Origin of the sequence: Succinimonas sp. (assembly GCF_045225735.1) — a bacterium.
Taxonomy (GTDB): Bacteria; Pseudomonadota; Gammaproteobacteria; order Enterobacterales; family Succinivibrionaceae; genus Succinimonas.
This window is the reverse complement of sequence record NZ_JBGVBR010000128.1, coordinates 1-17,100: the sequence shown is the minus strand read 5'-3', so window position 1 is coordinate 17,100 and position 17,100 is coordinate 1. Positions and strand designations below refer to the sequence as shown.

15 protein-coding genes are annotated in these 17,100 nt (G+C 43.5%); 3 read left to right on the top strand and 12 right to left on the bottom strand.

The genetic code is table 11. The annotated features are described in order from the left end of the window. From ACJROR_RS04605 to ACJROR_RS04590, 4 genes are all read right to left on the bottom strand, one after another. Positions 1-706: hypothetical protein (locus ACJROR_RS04605; protein ID WP_406546070.1), on the bottom strand; the 706-nt coding region annotated here is incomplete at its 3' end. Between the two features lie 247 nt (positions 707-953). After that, positions 954-2,423 carry an exopolysaccharide biosynthesis polyprenyl glycosylphosphotransferase gene (locus ACJROR_RS04600; RefSeq protein ID WP_406546069.1) on the bottom strand — a complete coding sequence of 490 codons (1,470 nt, stop codon included), beginning with the start codon at positions 2,421-2,423 and terminating at the stop codon, positions 954-956. 271 nt (positions 2,424-2,694) lie between these two features. After that, the gene (gene thiI / locus ACJROR_RS04595; RefSeq protein ID WP_406546068.1) at positions 2,695-4,206 is read right to left on the bottom strand and encodes a tRNA uracil 4-sulfurtransferase ThiI; all 1,512 of its coding nucleotides are present in this window, start codon (positions 4,204-4,206) and stop codon (positions 2,695-2,697) included. A gap of 118 nt (positions 4,207-4,324) precedes the next feature. Beyond that, on the bottom strand, positions 4,325-5,026 hold the full coding sequence (locus ACJROR_RS04590) for a peptidylprolyl isomerase (RefSeq protein WP_406546067.1): 702 nt from the start codon (positions 5,024-5,026) through the stop codon (positions 4,325-4,327). A 159-nt stretch (positions 5,027-5,185) separates the two neighbouring features. On the opposite strand from ACJROR_RS04590, the gene abc-f reads away from it, so the two are divergent. Together abc-f and ACJROR_RS04580 are read left to right on the top strand one after the other, a co-directional pair. Next, positions 5,186-7,117 (top strand): ribosomal protection-like ABC-F family protein, encoded by a 1,932-nt coding sequence (gene abc-f, locus ACJROR_RS04585; RefSeq protein WP_406546066.1) that lies wholly within the window; start codon positions 5,186-5,188, stop codon positions 7,115-7,117. After that, the gene (locus ACJROR_RS04580) at positions 7,117-7,971 is read left to right on the top strand and encodes a 23S rRNA (adenine(2030)-N(6))-methyltransferase RlmJ (protein ID WP_406546065.1); all 855 of its coding nucleotides are present in this window, start codon (positions 7,117-7,119) and stop codon (positions 7,969-7,971) included. The genes abc-f and ACJROR_RS04580 overlap by 1 nt, the downstream gene beginning before the upstream one ends. Positions 7,972-8,060: 89 nt before the next feature. On the opposite strand, the gene ACJROR_RS04575 is transcribed toward ACJROR_RS04580, so the two are convergent. The 6 genes from ACJROR_RS04575 to ACJROR_RS04550 form a co-directional block, all read right to left on the bottom strand. Continuing rightward, a complete protein-coding gene (locus ACJROR_RS04575; protein ID WP_406546064.1) occupies positions 8,061-8,513 on the bottom strand; it encodes a type IV pilin protein in 453 nt (150 codons plus the stop codon). 20 nt (positions 8,514-8,533) lie between these two features. Next, a complete protein-coding gene (locus tag ACJROR_RS04570; protein WP_406546063.1) occupies positions 8,534-9,199 on the bottom strand; it encodes a hypothetical protein in 666 nt (221 codons plus the stop codon). A gap of 16 nt (positions 9,200-9,215) precedes the next feature. Then, entirely contained in the window at positions 9,216-10,118 is a 903-nt protein-coding gene (locus ACJROR_RS04565; RefSeq protein WP_406546062.1) for a prepilin-type N-terminal cleavage/methylation domain-containing protein, read from the bottom strand. Next, the gene (locus tag ACJROR_RS04560) at positions 10,115-10,738 is read right to left on the bottom strand and encodes a prepilin-type N-terminal cleavage/methylation domain-containing protein (RefSeq protein WP_406546061.1); all 624 of its coding nucleotides are present in this window, start codon (positions 10,736-10,738) and stop codon (positions 10,115-10,117) included. Before ACJROR_RS04560 ends, ACJROR_RS04565 begins: the two co-directional genes overlap by 4 nt. Before the next feature lie 11 nt (positions 10,739-10,749). Further along, on the bottom strand, positions 10,750-11,403 hold the full coding sequence (locus ACJROR_RS04555) for a GspH/FimT family pseudopilin (RefSeq protein ID WP_406546060.1): 654 nt from the start codon (positions 11,401-11,403) through the stop codon (positions 10,750-10,752). Positions 11,404-11,696: 293 nt separating this feature from the next. Then, on the bottom strand, positions 11,697-12,827 hold the full coding sequence (locus ACJROR_RS04550) for a 1-acyl-sn-glycerol-3-phosphate acyltransferase (protein ID WP_406546071.1): 1,131 nt from the start codon (positions 12,825-12,827) through the stop codon (positions 11,697-11,699). 464 nt (positions 12,828-13,291) lie between these two features. Between ACJROR_RS04550 and crp the strand changes: the two genes are divergently transcribed. After that, a complete protein-coding gene (gene crp, locus ACJROR_RS04545; RefSeq protein WP_406039788.1) occupies positions 13,292-13,930 on the top strand; it encodes a cAMP-activated global transcriptional regulator CRP in 639 nt (212 codons plus the stop codon). A gap of 184 nt (positions 13,931-14,114) precedes the next feature. Here the strand turns inward: crp and ACJROR_RS04540 are convergent, their stop codons facing one another. Both ACJROR_RS04540 and ACJROR_RS04535 read right to left on the bottom strand, forming a co-directional pair. Continuing rightward, on the bottom strand, positions 14,115-15,320 hold the full coding sequence (locus ACJROR_RS04540; RefSeq protein ID WP_406546059.1) for an acetylornithine/succinyldiaminopimelate transaminase: 1,206 nt from the start codon (positions 15,318-15,320) through the stop codon (positions 14,115-14,117). Between the two features lie 261 nt (positions 15,321-15,581). After that, positions 15,582-17,100, bottom strand: a 1,519-nt coding sequence (locus ACJROR_RS04535; protein ID WP_406546058.1) for an efflux RND transporter permease subunit, incomplete at its 5' end; no start/stop codon positions are given.

The following is a 17,100-nucleotide window of genomic DNA, read 5'->3' as shown; positions in this document are numbered from 1 at the left end:
CTAAGATACTTAGCCTTGTACTAGAACAAATAGCACAAAAACTTGAAAAAAATATCAAGAACAACCATTTTGTGTTAAAAACAGATGACTTACTCAACAGATACGAAATACATGATATTGATACAAACATAGTTGCAATAGCAGCATAGAAATTGCAATGTGAGGTTAAACCATAAATGCATCTTAACATTTCATGCATTCTTGGCATATTGTAGCTATTTTCTGAAATTCTTAGCCCTAGAAGCTGAAATATTCCAATAAAATCATGGAGGCATCCAACCATGATAAAAGATGTAAGTAAAAACTTAGCATGTTTTTTTAAATTTAATTTGGTAGCTGAATATAATAGAAAAAAATACGCATAATAATGAAATAATTCTTCAGTATGTCCAGTTGGTATAAAAAAAGGAGTCAATTTAGTAGGTGTGGCGAAAGAAACAGAAATACCAGCCAGCAATACTAGCATGGTGTATACTATTGATATAGCTGAAAATTGTTTATTTAAATAAAGATTAGATAAAAATAATATTATTCCTACCATTCCCAACGCAGTTAAATATGCCCTTTCAAATACGTATGGCATATTATATATTAGTTCACCAAACAATTCACTTATCGGAACAAATAACATAGAAAAGACAATTATCAATAAATAAAAATCCGAATTATTTAAAATTATTTTTAGATTGCTGCAGTATTCTTTCATAATAATATCATCCTTAAACGGTAATTATATTATTAACTTTTTTGATGCTAAATGCTTAATATCTCTTATTTTATTTTTAGATACATTCAATCTCGGAAATATTAATTTCGAAATATCTTATTTTAAGACCCTTTTCGCATTATAAATAAACAAAATTTCTATATTATGTTCTCAAATTCCACTAACAACTATCATTAATATGAAACAGAATAATCTTCTACTGCTTGTAATAGTAAACTAACTCATATCAAAATGAGTTTTTATGTGAAATAACAACATTAACCGTCTTTAGAATTATTTTAACATCTTTCAATAATGACCATTCTCTAATATATTTTCTATCCAGTGCCACCACTTCTTCAAAATTTGTAATCGAACTTCTACCACTAATTTGCCACAATCCAGTAATCCCTGGTTTAATAAACAACCTTGACTTATGGTAAAGCCCATATTTTTTCCACTCATCTATAGTGGGTGGGCGTGTACCAACAATTGACATATCGCCTTTTAGAACATTATAAAATTGAGGGAATTCGTCTAGACTATACTTCCTTATTAATGAACCAATTCCATATTTCTTTCTTCCATCCGGTAAAATTCTGTTACCTATAACCCTAGGATCAAATTCCATTTTGAACATCATATCATCTTTTACAATATTTTGATTTCGCAGTTCTTCTTTTTGTTCTTCTGCATTGAGATACATCGTTCGAAACTTATACAAATTAAAAATTCTTCCATGCATACCAATTCTTTTTTGAATGAAAAATATGGGACCTGGAGAAGATAAATAAATAATCGGTGCTAAGATAAATAATAAGAATACTGTAAATATACACCCTACAATAGCACCAGCGATATCAAGCAACCTTTTACAAAATAATTGTTCATAGCTCATGTAGTTTAACGTTGTTGTGATTGTCATATATGAACCAATCTTATTAGTTATTTGCTTAAGTTGACTTTGATAGAAACTATTTGTTAATGCAAAATGCACAGTACTTCCATTATATGTCAAGTCCTCTAAAATTTTTGATAAGTCCTCTGAAATTACATTAGAGACAACCAAAACTTCATCAATCCAATTCCTATTAGCAAATTCTAGATAGTTATCAGTTGTAATTTTTTCAAAATCAACCCTATCATTACATTTAAATGATGCTTCTTGTTTAATTGTATTATCAAGTATCAAAAAACCTATTACTTTATAGTTACCCAACATACCCGATATATATTCATGCTTTAGGATATTGAAATAGTTAAGTGTCGTAATAATTAGTAATGACGATTTATCCCTACTACTTATGTATTTTGTGAATAATTTAATATATATTAACGATATAAAATAATTAAAAAGGAAATAAAAGAATGGAAAATATATTGAAAATATAATTCTTGAGTAGTCAACTCCTTGTTTCGTCCCAAAAAAATAAAAAATTGTCATTATATCCACAATAATGACTTGTTTAATATTTGTAATTATTTTTCTTCCAATACTTTCCTTTACATATCCTTTATATATTTGGAAGACAATAGCAGATAGCATTGAACCAAGGGTGATAATAATAGATATATTTAAATATCTAGTATTAGTGTATACTAAAGAATGATCTATGTGAATATAATATGAAACTATTAATGCAAAATGTAACGAGAGTACATTCAGCATAATAAAATCAAAATTTTTAATCCATCCCATTGGCTTTTTATGATACATAGCTATAATTGTTACCTAAACAACCCTTCTATATTAATATATAATTTATTAAATTTCTTTCGTAAAAAGATTACTCATAACAACTTGCAAAGTACTACTTTATAACACCTTATTTTATTAATAGAAACAGATCTTAATTAGAGAATCCTAATAATATTTTTCAGCTTGATGAAGTAATTATTTTATGCCATGATATATTATCTAAATAACAACGTTTTTAATTGTGTAAATTAAAATTTTAGATTTTAAAGCTTAAAATCAATCTATTTATCTATTCCACATTGCTCCTTATTATCTTTACTTTGGGTACAGCACACTCACTGCAGGATGGAACAAAAACCTTCACATTTTTGAACCCTTGTTCCACTAGATGAGCTGCTTGAGTTCTGCTCATAACCCCATTTTTGCAATAAAGGAGATAGGTTTTTGACTGATCCAATGCTGCAAAACCTTCACTAACCTTAAAAAACGGCATTTCAATAACAGGAACGGAAGCCTTCAATGGATCATCCCTGGCCTCATCAGGAGCTCTGACGTCAAGTATAACGTCATTCGGACCTGTTACCGGAGTTTCCTGCACCGTGCCTTCTGAAGCCTTTTCTTCGGGAATATCCTTAATGTCCATGACAACCGCATCAGAAACTGCCTGTTCTAACACCCCAGAGGCTATTTTGGATTCTTCTTCCTCCACCATGCGAATATCAGCATGGATAGTCGGACGGTCAGAAATCACCCCGCAGTACTCCGGCATGCTTTCAGCAAAGTGAACTGTTCCTATTTCCCGGCATTTATCAATTATGTCTTGTTTATCACTAACAATAAGGGGACGCAGTATGAGCATTTTAACAGACTGATCAATAACGCTGAGATTAGCTAATGTCTGACTTGAAACCTGTCCCACACTTTCACCGGTAACCAAGGCTGAAATCCCGTACTTTGCCGCAATCATCTCCCCGGCCCGCATCATCATTCTTTTCAGGATGACCCCTCTTACGCTGTGATCAGTTTTGGTAAGAATCTCCCCCACCACCCCGGCAAAGGGGACGGCAATAAACCTTACCCGATGGGAGGAGCCGTAGCGATTCCAAAGATAATAGCTTTCTGCCTTAACCCCGGTCTCGTGCAAATCCCCACCCATGTTAAAGAAGAGATAATGCACCCGAGAGCCCCTCTTAATGAACAGATATGAGGATACCCCGGAATCAAAGCCTCCGGAAATAAGACTCAGCACATCATCCTGCGTGGAAAGAGGATACCCGCCAAGTCCCTTATAGTGTCCGGTCACGAGATAAATATCATTGTTGTCAATTTCAATCTCAACCTTGACTTCCGGGCTTTTTAAATCCACCCCGCCGTTTTCAAAATTATCGTTGAGCATGCCGCCCACATAACGCTCAACATCAATAGAGGTAAAGTCATGAGTGCCCCGGCGCTTAACTCGGACGCAGAAGGTCTTCCCCTTAAGCTGACTCCCCCACACCTCTGCCGTCTTTTGATAGATATCATCAAGGGAGGAGAAGGCAAAGGGAGAAACTGCCAGCACCGTCTGAATTCCCGGTATTCTGGTAAGCAAGGCTGAAACGTTCTCATTAGAGACATCCCCCTGGGAAGATGCATCATCAACCCTTACAATCAGCTTATCCCACTCATTTCTGATTTTAACGGTTATGTTCTCCCTTCTGAGGACATTACGAATATTGCTGTCCAGCACCTTTATCATCCGCTTTCTTACAGATTGGCTCTTAATGATAATTTCCGGAAAAACCTTAATGATATATTTCATAACAAACCTGCTTGTGCGCTTGCGATTCTGTTCTGTAATAAAAAACCGGGAAGCCCCGGTTTTCATATGTCACGACTCAATACCTAACCACTCGGTCAATTAAAACTTGCCGTCCGGATTACTCTTCGCCATCGTGATGACAGCAGTGATGATGCTCATGATCCTCATCGTGTTCGTGATCTTCTTCATGCTCATGATCATGGTGATGGCAGCACTTATGCTCATGATCGTGCTCATGTTCTTCATCATCGTCATGATGATGATGGCAGCAGCAATGGTCATCAGCACCGTCTTCGTCATCATGGTCGCGATGGTGGTGGCAGCAGCAGTGATCATGATCATCATGCTCACAATGTCCGTTTACATGAACATGGCCATGACTGATTTCAGACTCCGTGGCCTCGCGAACATCGAGCACATCAACATGAAACTGCAGGGTAAGACCGGCCAGAGGATGGTTGCCGTCAACCACCACGTCATCACCGGAAAGAGACTTAATGAATATGGGCTTCTGACCCGCATCGGTATCAGCAAGGAAGGAATCTCCCACGTGGATTTCCATATCACCGAACATGGATCTGTCCACAGTCTGAACCAGAGCGGGATCTCTGAGTCCGTAAGCCTTTTCCGGAGCCACAGTCACATCAACTCTGTCTCCGGCCTCATGTCCTATCAATGCTTCTTCAAGGCCGGGAATTATCGCTCCGTGGCCGATTAGCACCTGAAGAGTATCCTGATCATTGGTAGTATCAAGTACTCTGTTATCCTCATCTGTTACAATATAATCGATAGAAACAACAGAATTCTTCTGAACCTTCATAAAACTTCAAACTCCTTTAAGCAGCATCACCCTGCGATTATATCATGCACCGGTCAATTACTCTCCAAAAAATGGAATCCGGCAGTTTAGCCTGCTTTACGCTATAATGGGTGCAAATTTTGATCTGTATCAGATAACGCTAACCAAGCCATTCATTTCATGCTTAACATCAACAACATCGAAATCATGCGGGGAACAAAGGTGCTGCTTTCCGAAGCCTCCGCATGTGTTTTCCCCAAACACCGCGCCGGTCTCGTGGGCCGGAACGGCTGCGGGAAATCAACCCTGTTTGCGCTCATCACCGGAGAACTCCAGCCGGACAAGGGAGAAATCTCCGTGCCTAAGGACTGGACTATCGCCACGGTAGCACAGGAAACGCCGGGACTTAACGAAACCGCCCTTAACTACGTTCTTGACGGCGACCGGCACTACCGGGATCTCGAGAAGGAAATCCAAAAAGCCACCGAGACCAATGACGGCATGCGTCTTGCCGCCTTGCAGGAACAGTTTGAAGTAGCCGGCGGTTATACCATAAACTCCCGGGCCGGATCGCTCCTTCTAGGACTCGGGTTTTCAGCCGAAGATTTCTCAAGACCGGTAAAGGACTTCTCCGGCGGCTGGCGCATGCGCCTTAACCTTGCTCAGGCTCTCCTTTGCCCCTCAGACCTCCTTCTTCTGGACGAACCCACAAACCACCTGGATCTGGATACGGTAATGTGGCTTGAGGACTGGCTCAAAGGCTATCAGGGAACCCTTATCATTATCTCCCATGACCGGGATTTTCTGGACAACATCTGCACTGAAATTATCCACATGGATAATCAGAAGCTGGTCACCTACGGCGGGAACTATTCACAGTTTGAAACTGAACGAGCCCAGAAAATCGCTCTGGAAACCGCCATGTATGAAAAGCAGCAAAAAAAGCTTAAGCATATGCAAAGCTTTGTGGAAAAGTTCCGCTACAAAGCCACCAAGGCCAAACAGGCTCAAAGCCGCTTGAAAGCCATTGAAAAGATGGAAAAAATCGTAGTAGCTCAGGCTGATTCCCCGTTCTCATTCAGTTTTGCCCAAGGAGATACCCTCCCAGATACTCTGGTAAGAATGGAACATGTGGAAGCAGGTTACGGGGAAACCGTTATTCTGAGCGATATCAAGCTCAATCTGCGTCCCGGCTCCCGCATTGGTCTTCTGGGGAGAAACGGCGTCGGCAAATCCACCTTCATAAAAACTCTGGCCGGCGAAATCCCGCCCCTTTCCGGAACTCTCAGCATATCCAAGGGCGTTCAGATAGGCTACTTCGCCCAGCATCAGCTGGATTATCTGGATACCACGGGCACCCCGCTTTCTTTGTTAACCAGACTGGCTCCTGACAAAAAGGAGCTTGAACTCCGATCGTTTCTGGGAGGATTCGGCTTCAGCGGCGACAAGGCACTGGAACAGGTTAAAAGCTTCTCCGGAGGTGAAAAGTCCCGTCTGGCTCTGGCCCTCATTGTCTGGCAGAAGCCCAACCTGCTCCTTCTGGACGAGCCCACAAACCATCTGGATCTCCAGATGAGAGAAGCCATAGTCATTGCGCTTTCGGATTTTGAAGGAGCTCTAATGGTAGTATCCCATGACCGCCATCTCCTCAGAACCACCACCGATGAGTTCTATCTGGCCAGCGAAGGCCGGGTACAACCCTTTGACGGAGATCTTGACAGCTATCATCAGTATCTTACGGATCTGGATCGCCGCAAACATGAAGAACTCCTCCGGGAAAAGGAACAGAAAAGGCAGGAAAAGCCTCAGAACACCGGAACAAAATCTCGGGAGCAAAAGAGACTGGAGGCAGAAAAAAGACAGAGTCTCCGTCCCCTGAAGCAGGAGGTATCCCGGCTGGAAAATGAGATGACGCTTCTTAATTCCGAAAAGGATGAAATTGAACAAGCTCTTTCAGACAACAGCATCTACGAGGAAAGTCAGAAGGAGAATCTGAAGACTCTGCTCTTCCGACAGGCTGAAAACCAAAAGAAACTGGAAGAAACGGAAATGGCCTGGCTTGAAAAGAGTCAGGAACTGGAAAACAAGCAAAAAGAACTGGAGTTATCCTGATGCTCAGCTATCGCCACGGCTTTCATGCCGGAAATCATGCAGATGTCCTAAAACATATAGTGCTCTGCCTCATCTTAAGAAGTCTCAAGAAGAAGGATAAGCCTTTCTGCTATATAGATACTCATGCCGGTGCCGGAGGATACTCTCTGGACACCGATTTCAGCAATAAAACCGGCGAATACCACACCGGTATCGAAAAAGTTATAAACAACACCAAACTGAAGGAATTGGTTCCGGAATATTTTGAGGTGCTGGATAAACTGAACCATGAGGAAAAATCCCTCAAGTATTACCCGGGGTCACCTTATATTGCAGCATCGTTAATGCGGGAACAGGACAGTCTGGATCTTATGGAGCTCCATCCCAGCGACTACGAGAATCTCAAATATAATATGCATTTTGCCAGAAATGCCCATATGCACCACCGCGATGCCAGAGAAGGACTCAATGCGCTCCTGCCTCCGAAAATCAAAAGAGGCCTTATCCTGATTGATCCCTCCTATGAACTGGAATCAGATTACTATGACACCATAAAAATGGTAAAAAACGCCTGGGCAAAATTCCCCACCGGTGTTTACGCCATATGGTACCCCGTTCTGGGGAAAGCCATCGATGAAAGCTGGAACTTCACCAGAAATCTCGGAAAGATCGGAGCTCCCGGAACATTAAAGGCAGAGCTCACCGTTAAGGAAGCCGATCCCCTCCGGGGCATGCACGGATCCGGCATAGTAATCCTGAATGTTCCATGGGGACTTGATAAGGAACTAAACGAAGTGCTGCCGGTGCTTACTGAGGGACTCAGGCAAAATGAAAATGGCAAGTATACGATGAACTGGCTTACTGAACCGAAGTAAATCCTGCTATTGACAGAAACAGCGTAAGCGAGAAACAAAAAAGCCCGGAGAAATATTCCGGGCCCATAAAGAATTTATTCAGGGAAACACTACTTCCAGCACCTTCCGTGATCAGGATCCCCTGCACTAAATCCAGTAGCTCCGGCAACACCGGAAAATCTTACCCCATTATTGTTAATACCAAGCGTATGACAATTCGATTCGTCACGCTTCTGACTCCCTATGGGGGTCAGCATCAAAACATAAGTATTAGCCTTAATGTCAGTAGACGTGGAAGCTTCATAATACGGACTCACATCACTAGAAAGAGAATTTGTGAGAGCTGCGGCATTATTCCCTCCAATACAGTTAAGATAGGTCTGGTTCATCGATCTGCAGTTTTCCATCATATTAGCTAGCTTTGCAAGCTCCTGCTTAGCTTCCGCACGCCTCGCCTGAACAATATAATTACCATAAGCTGGTACTGCAATTGCCGCAAGAACCCCCACTATAACTATAGTAATCAAAAGCTCAATAAGAGTAAAACCTCTTTTAGAATTCATAAAGCACCTCTGCTGAAAAATCACTGAACACCCAGAATTCCAAAATTGGTCTGCACAATCGACTGAGAACTGCCGGCCTGAGGAGTTCCGTTCTGAGCGCCGCCGGCATCTGATCCTCTGGATGTAATTCTGTAAAACTGATAACCGATTTTAGCGGCGCTGCCCCCAGCATTAGTAGAAGCAAACCCACGCTTTTCAATTCTTACAATAGTTCTGCCGTTATCAATACTGACGCAGTTTACACAGAGACCGCCATTTTGAGTGTTCCAGCCATCATTGGTACGATACCAAAAATCACCAGTACTGTAATCAAGGTAAGCGCCTCCGTTAAACTCATCCATGGGTCTATCAATTCCGTTAAAAAGAGTGGTCTTCAAAACGTTCATCACATTGGCATCAACAGTCTTTCCCTTAATGTTCCATCCTGAAGTAGACACCGCCTGATCCATTCTTGAGGCCTCTTTCAAATAGATGGTCTTATTTTCATCTTCAGCGACCTGATTCAGAAAAGAGATCACTCTGTTAACTCCGGAAATGGCCTGCAAATCGCTGACCACGCTTTCATAAGAAAGATTCGCCGCCTTTTGAGATCTGAACGCAAGACCGGCCAGAGATACCGCAATGAGACCGATAATCACAGTTATCATAAGAGCAACTATCAAGGCTACACCAGATTGTTTCCGCATATCTTTAATCCCCCTCTTACAATTTGTTAATTATCTGAACATTACCATTCACAACTCTGTGAACGCGATTTTCTCTGTCATTAATATTATTAGCTATAGCATCGGCATCAGCAGGTACCTGATAAGTAACCGTATTGTCATCAGGGAACAAATTATATATCGGCCTCTGCTTGATTATCTGCTGGCCTGACGGAACAGCAATAACCAATGCATATCTTAAGAGATTTATTTCAGTCCAGTTTGGATGAACTGTTTTGCTGTCGCTCACCTCTGCGGGATTGTAGAAGGTATTGTTTGCTCCCGCCTGACCCACTGCTCCGCCGACACTGGCCCCCACTTGAATACGCATATGCGCAACGTTAGGATCAATAACATAAGAATGAAAATCTCCAGGATGACTGAGATCGCTCTGCTGGCACCTAAGGCCATCACGTCTCACATAAAAAACAAGCTCCATTTCCTGATCGTTTCTAACCGGCTGCCCCAAGCAGTCAAAAATATAACCGTCAGCAGCGTTTCCAACCCCAGACTGAACGTTATCCGCTACAGATGAACCGTAAAATCTAATCTTAAGCATATCAGATCCGTTAGCTTCGTCATTATTCGGATCCTTCTGAGCCGCTATTACCTGATCTACAGCCCAGCCATCAAAATCAAGGCTGTTGCTTAAATTTCTTTGCATGAAATGAGGATTTTGCATTACACGAAGGTAATTAACAAAGCCTGTCTGAAAGAGGAGAGCATTAAAGGTTACATCAATTCTGCGGGTTGAGGATCCGGCAACAGAGCTTCCTTTAGAAAAACCGAAATTTACCACGCTGGATGTCATAAGAGAATACAGCCCACCAACAATTATGGAGGCAACCAAAATACTGACCATGAGCTCTATAAGATTAAAGCCCTTGTTTCTGATTATCATAAACTCAACTCCACATTGTTACACACCACATTATTCGCAGCTCTGGATTTTTGCTTTTCTGCAATTTGCTGTTCACTATAGCTAGCTCTTACGTTAGAGAAAGGACAATACTCTTCCTGCTTCAACTCATCAACTGTACCGACATCCTTCCTTAACCCGTCCGGAACAGGCTGATAGACCAAAGCAACCTCTGAGTTATAGGTAGTAAGACCATTAATGCCGCCCACATTCAAATTCCTTGTAATCAGCACTGCAAAATCAATATGAAGAAGATCACTTCTGTTACGAATATACTGATCACAAAGCGTGTTAAAAGTCCCCTTAAAAGCTTTTGAAGGCTCATCATCACTGAATATATTAGTATCGTTGATATTGTTGCAGGTAAGCGACACCTGATTGTTTGATGCTCCCCATTTAAAAGTATCAATCGATGCTCTGCTGCTTTCTATAAAACGAACATAAGCATTAAGAGCATCGCTATTGTACTGTTTAAACGCCGTTGAACTCAAACTCCTAGAACTGAAGGTCTGCAGGGCGGCAAATCCGAGCATAGCAATAGCCACCACTAGCATGGAAACCAAAAGCTCAATTAACGTAAAACCTTTGCATCTGATTTTCATACGATTCCTTCCTAATTATTATGACACCCGGTAGGAGGGGTTGCCTGACCAAAGAGATCCTCATTTTTAGCAGTCATATTTCCCGCAGTCGAAAAAGTCATTTTCCTGCGGTAATAATCCTTTCCGTTTCGACCGCATACTACCACTTCTACTTGACCGCGATGTGCAGCGGCGGTAGTGTCAATATAACGGTTATTGTCTTTGGAGGCTGTTCCCGACATGCCGTTTGGAAGAAAAAGAACCGCATTGACGTCTTCGTCAAAATCCACCGTACTCCGCTGAGATTCAGCAACCTCTCCCAGTATCTCATCATCATCAGTAAGATTACCATCAGGCACGCCGCCGTCCCCGGTATCCACAAAATAAACAATCCCCTTCCATCGTTTTCCGACTTTCACTCTCGGCATCATTAAAACCGGCCGCCCCCGGGATACTGCCGCCTGCCTAGACTGTTCAAAAGCACTTTCCACCGCAGCAGCAGTTGCATTCGTATCATTGGAAACAGCCCAGTCCCGCATCATTGAGGTGGCAATAGTAGTAAGAATACCAATAAGAACTATCGTTATTAGAAGTTCCACCATGGTAAATCCGCGTGATCGCAAACGATAACAGGCAAATCCCCTCTGTTTGCGAGTATAAAGCATAACCTTCCCTGGTTCAGCCATAAAAAACTCCCCTAAATGCAACTCTGCACTGCTTAAAAACTGCATAACTGATGTATTCTATAAAAGAAAAAAAAACAATGTTACATCGGTATCTCTTATTTGAGATACAGATACAAAAAAATAAACATAAACTAACGTTTTGTTCACATTTCATGATGTTTTCCCAGCAAAAACATCCGAGAAACCATCATAAAAAGTTACCCGATCACCTGTTTTTAGAACTGTCATCGCAAGGCAGTTTCAAAAAGGAAACTCCAAAAAAACAGGCTTCCGTTATTCCATCACACCGTCCATTACTCTGCCTTCGCGCCATCTCCGCCGTCTTCAGCCGAAGCACACTTCTCATGATTGAAGTAAGGAGCTCCGTACATCTTCATCATGTAGGGACGCAGCTCCTCAGGAGCGCGATTAATCCTTTCCATAAACTTTGACTTCTCCTCCGGGCTTACCTTTTCATCGTGTCCGGCCGCCACCAGTACAGAAGGAAACAGCTTATAGTGGCTGTAAATAAAGGTATCAATAGCATGGGACAGCGATGAAGCATCAGCATAATCGCCGGTAAGAGGCTCTCCGGCACTAACATGAACCCGGCCCTTATACCCTTTAATGCCGCCCACTATGCTGTCAATATCCTCAAATTCGGACTTGGTGTAATTACCGGTCTGGGACTTCTCATAAAGCTCCCGGGCCTTCATCACATCACCGGGATCAAATTCATAGGAAATGGACACCGGGACTATGTTCAGAGTTTTTATATACTCCGGGAAGGACATGCCGAGTTTCTTACCATACATGTAGAACATTTTCAGGATGGCATCTTCAGTGGCATCATTGCCGTCCTTGGCCCTCCCCTCTCTCTGGGCAATCCAAACATTATGATTCTCCCGAATGGCAGCTCCGATGTAGGCGCTAAGCTCAGAAAAAGCCTTTATCTTGTCCTTGACGGAGGTCAGGGAACGCTTAACGATGAAGCTTTTGTTGAGCTTCATAAGATCCGTGGCTACCGGCATTCTGAGAAGATTATCGCCGATGGCAATTTTTACCGTATCCAGATTGTTGTAATGACAGCACATGTCAATAAACGCCGGATCCAGAGAAATGTCACGATGATTGGAGATAAAAAGATACCCTTTCTTCGGATCCAGTTTATCAAAACCCTCATAAGTAAAACCATCGGTGGAATTTTTAATGACGCCTTCCATAAACTGAGCCACGTATTCCTGACAGTCTCTGATAGTAGCAACTTTGGAAAACTTTTTTCTGATGACGTATCTGATAACAGGCTTAAGCGCTGCGTGCATGAATTTCGGGAGAGACGGAAACATGTTTCTGGCAATGCCGCTCAGAAGGGAACTATCGTTAACTACTCTTTTAACCACCTCGGGAACCTCATCATCCCGGTAATGACGGATATCATCAAACATCGGATCATCGGTGGATATTTCCGCTGCCGGCCGAGAAGCCGAGGCAGCAGAGGCCTTTCCGGCAGATTCATTAGCCGGAGCTTTATTTGCGGGGGTTTCTGTTTCAGGATGTTCCTGGCTGGCGGTATTCATGACAAATCCTAACTGTAATCTTATTAATTTAATGTAACGACTTCTGTGAAAACGGCTTCACAATAAAACGAGATGCATCAGATTTCCCGGAGCCATTTTACACGACAACACTCTTATAACAGCATCCTCTAAAGTGATCAAGTTCACGATAAGTCAAAAAAATATGCGTCTGATCATACTCCTATAGTGACCTTTGTCTGTTTTTTCGTTATCATACACGAATCGTTATGGAGCACCGTTGTTCCGCAAGCGTTCTGCATCCGAGGAGAATTCATTACAGTACAATAAACCTTCGGATACTTTGTTAGCAGTAGTTAAGGGATTATTAGATAATGCTTATTGGTAAACCTCAATCAGATCCGACAAAGGACTGGTTTCTTTCTCATTGTCACATCCATAAGTATCCTGCCAAGAGTACTCTGATACACGCCGGTGAAAAGGCTGAAACACTCTACTACATTGTGAAGGGTTCTGTGGCTGTTCTCATCAAGGATGAGGATGGCAAGGAGATGATTCTTTCCTATCTCAATCAGGGTGATTTTATTGGCGAGCTCGGTTTGTTTGACGAAAGCGACAGCCCGATAAGATCCGCCTGGGTGAGAGCAAAGAATGCCTGCGAAATTGCTGAAATTTCCTACAAGAAATTCAAGCAGCTTATTCAGGTAAACCCTGAAATTCTGATGCGTCTCAGCGCTCAGATGGCCAGACGGCTCACCACCACCAGCAGCAAGGTGGGAAATCTTGCATTCCTGGACGTGCAGGGGCGCATTGCCAGCACCCTTATCAATCTGGCGCACCAGCCTGATGCCATGACCCATCCGGATGGCATGCAGATTAAGATTACCAGACAGGAAATCGGACAGATCGTTGGCTGTTCCCGCGAGACTGTCGGCCGCATTCTGAAAATGCTGGAAGAACAGAATATGATAAGCGCTCACGGCAAGACCATCGTGGTGTTCAATACCCGCTGATTATAGTTTGCTGTCAGGGCTTAACCAGAGGGAGATGAAAGTCTCCCTTTTTGTTGCCCGCAACTCTGTTTTTCAGTCGCAGCATCCACAAAAAACTACGCAAAATCCAGTGCATCACGCATGAAAAAGCCGCCCCGAGGGACGGCCTTTTAATCAAATCACCGGTATGTCCTAACCTTTCTAATCAGGCAAAAACCTTGGCAAGAGCCTTCTTGTATCTGGCAAAGCCTTCCTTGATATCTTCATCAGGAATGTTAAGAGCAGGAACCGTTCTTATAACATTATGACCCGCGGTAAGAACAAAGAGTCCCTCCTCAAGACAGGCCTTAAAGATATCCTTTTGCTTGTCGCTCTTTTCCGGAGTAAGCTCAGCCCCGATAAGAAGTCCCATGCCGCGCACTTCCTTGAAGCAGTGGAATTCATCATTAAGTTCCCGATAAAGCTTACGGAAGAGTTCGGCTTTGTTTTTAACCCCGTCGAGGAATTCCTGATTATGAACCAGCTCAAATGACCGGCAGCCCACAGCAGTGGCCAGAGGATTTCCGCCAAAGGTGGTACCGTGCACGCCGGGCTTGAAGGTTTCTGCAATCTTATCGGTAGTGAGCATGGCCCCGATGGCTATACCGGCTCCCAGCCCTTTGGCCGAGGTCAAAATATCAGGCACTACCCCATAAGCCTCGTAGGCATACATATAACCGGTACGGCCAAATCCGGTCTGCACCTCATCATAAATAAGAAGAGCATGGTTTTCATCACAGAGCTTTCTGACAGCCTGGAGATATTCCCGATCAGCCGGGACAATGCCGCCCTCCCCCTGAATAGGTTCCAGCATTACCGCACAGGTTCTTTCTGAAATTACTGCTTTAAGAGCTTCCAGATTGTTAAACTCCACATGAATAACCTCTCCCGGGAGCGGCCCGAAGCCAGTACGGTACTTTTCCTGTCCGCCTACAGTTACATCAAACAGCGTGCGGCCATGGAAGGAATTCTCAAAGGAGATTATCTGATCCTTTTCCGGGCCGTAATTATCATAGGCGTATCTTCTGGCAATCTTAAGGGCTGCTTCGTTTGCCTCGCCGCCGGAATTCGCAAAGAACACCTTATCGGCAAAGGTGTTTTCCACCAGATACCGGGCCAAACGAATGGCAGGCTCAGTGCACATATAGTTTGAAATATGCCAAAGCTTATGAGCCTGTTCTTCCAAAGCCTTAACAATTTCAGGATGACAGTGCCCCATAACATTGACCGCTATGCCGGCCGCAAAATCAATGTACTCCTTATTCGCATCATCCCAGAACCGCGAACCCTGGCCCTTAACCGGAATAAAAGGAGCCGGGTTATAAACATTCATTTCATAACGGTTGAAATCCGCTCTTGTAATATCGGACATATTTCTGTTGTCACCTATATAAAATCACAGGACGCAAAGCTCAGGATCTGCCTGAACATCCAAAAAACCCCCACATTATACCTGTATTCCGGATGACCGGGAGATGCCGGATCTTAAATTGTAAAAAATACTCGCTCCGGGACAGCAGGCTCCCGGATCTGCGAATAACAAAGGGGGAGAAAAAAAGAAGAAATTAAGAAGAGAGCTGCTTGACAGACACACCAGAAAAAACCGAAGCGAAATCATTATTGTCTGCTGTTGTTACACCACATTCGTGTTATCCCCTCTGTTATGCTCGCTATCCTGCGAACAATACTTCCCAAGCTCCTCTTTGAGACGTCTTTCGTGCTCGCCTGGAATGCCGGCAAAGCCTGCCAGCATGAGATAAATTCCGGGAACCACAAAAACAGTAATCAGGGTAGCGGTACCCATGCCATAAAAGATCACCGCCCCCAGAGCCTGCCGGCTTTCGTAGCCGGAACCCTTGGCAAGAATCAAGGGCAAAGCGCCGATTATCGCAGTAAGAGAGGTCATGAGAATAGGTTTAAGACGTCTGAGCGATGCTTTTTTCACCGCATAAAACACCGATTCTCCATCCCTTCTCAGCTGATTGGCAAATTCCACAATCAGAATGCCGTTTTTGGTAACCATGCCGATAAGAAGCAAAAGACCGATTTCACTGTAGATATTAAGAGAAATGTTCATAATCCAGAGCCCCATAAGACCGCCGGAGAGTCCCAGGGGGATGGTCACCATTACTATAACAGGATACAGAAAGCTTTCAAACTGCGCTGCCAGCACCAGATAAGCCACCAGCACCGCCAGCCCTAAAACCACCGCGAGCTCATTCTCGCTTTCCCTGAAATGCCGGGATTCCCCGTTTAACGCCACGGACATGGAAGGCTCCAGATTATCAGAGCTCCATTTATCCATCCAGTCCAGAGCCTGCCCCAGACTAACACCGGATGCCGGATGAGCGCTGATGGTTATCGCCTTGTCCCGGTCAAAATGCGGCAGCTTCTTCGCCCGGGATTTCAGATCGAAGGATGCCACACTGCCCAGGGGAACCATTTCACCATTGGCAGCCCGGATATTGAGGGTGCTTATGGAATTAATATCCCGGAACTGGTTTTCCGGAGCGCGAATGTAAACATCATATTCCTCGCCCTTGTCCGCAAAGGTAGTATGGCTGGTACCTCCTAAAGAGGTCTGCAAAGCCTGGGAAATGTTAAGAAGAGGCACACCCAGCACCGCAGCCTTGTCCACCTTAATGGTAACCTCAACTTCAGGAGTGTTTTCAGAATAGTTGGTATCCGCATTTATCAGGATACCGGCATTTACCGCATCGGCTATCAGCTTGCGGGTAATCCGGTCAAGATCATGATAATCATTGCCCTTTACCACATACTTTACAGGGCTTCCGGAGGTTCCCTTGAATCCCGGCTCATAGACATGAAGAGTCAGCCCGGGAACATCAGTAAGCTTATTCTTAATCTCCCGCGCGAGTTCATGGGAATTCCTTTTTCTCTTATCCCAGGAAGCCAGCTGAATAACCACAAAACCGCTCTGATCAGTTCCCGCCCCCAAAGACGGAGAACTGAAGCTTACAGAAGAAACCTCCCCGGTTTCAAGATACGTCAAAAGAAATCTCTCAATCTCAGACATTTCTCTTTTCATGCGATGAATGCTGGTACCTTCGCCGCCGCCGGCATAGATGTAGATAACCCCGCGATCCTCCTTGGGCACAAACTGATGCGGCACAGCGTCGTAGAACAGAAAC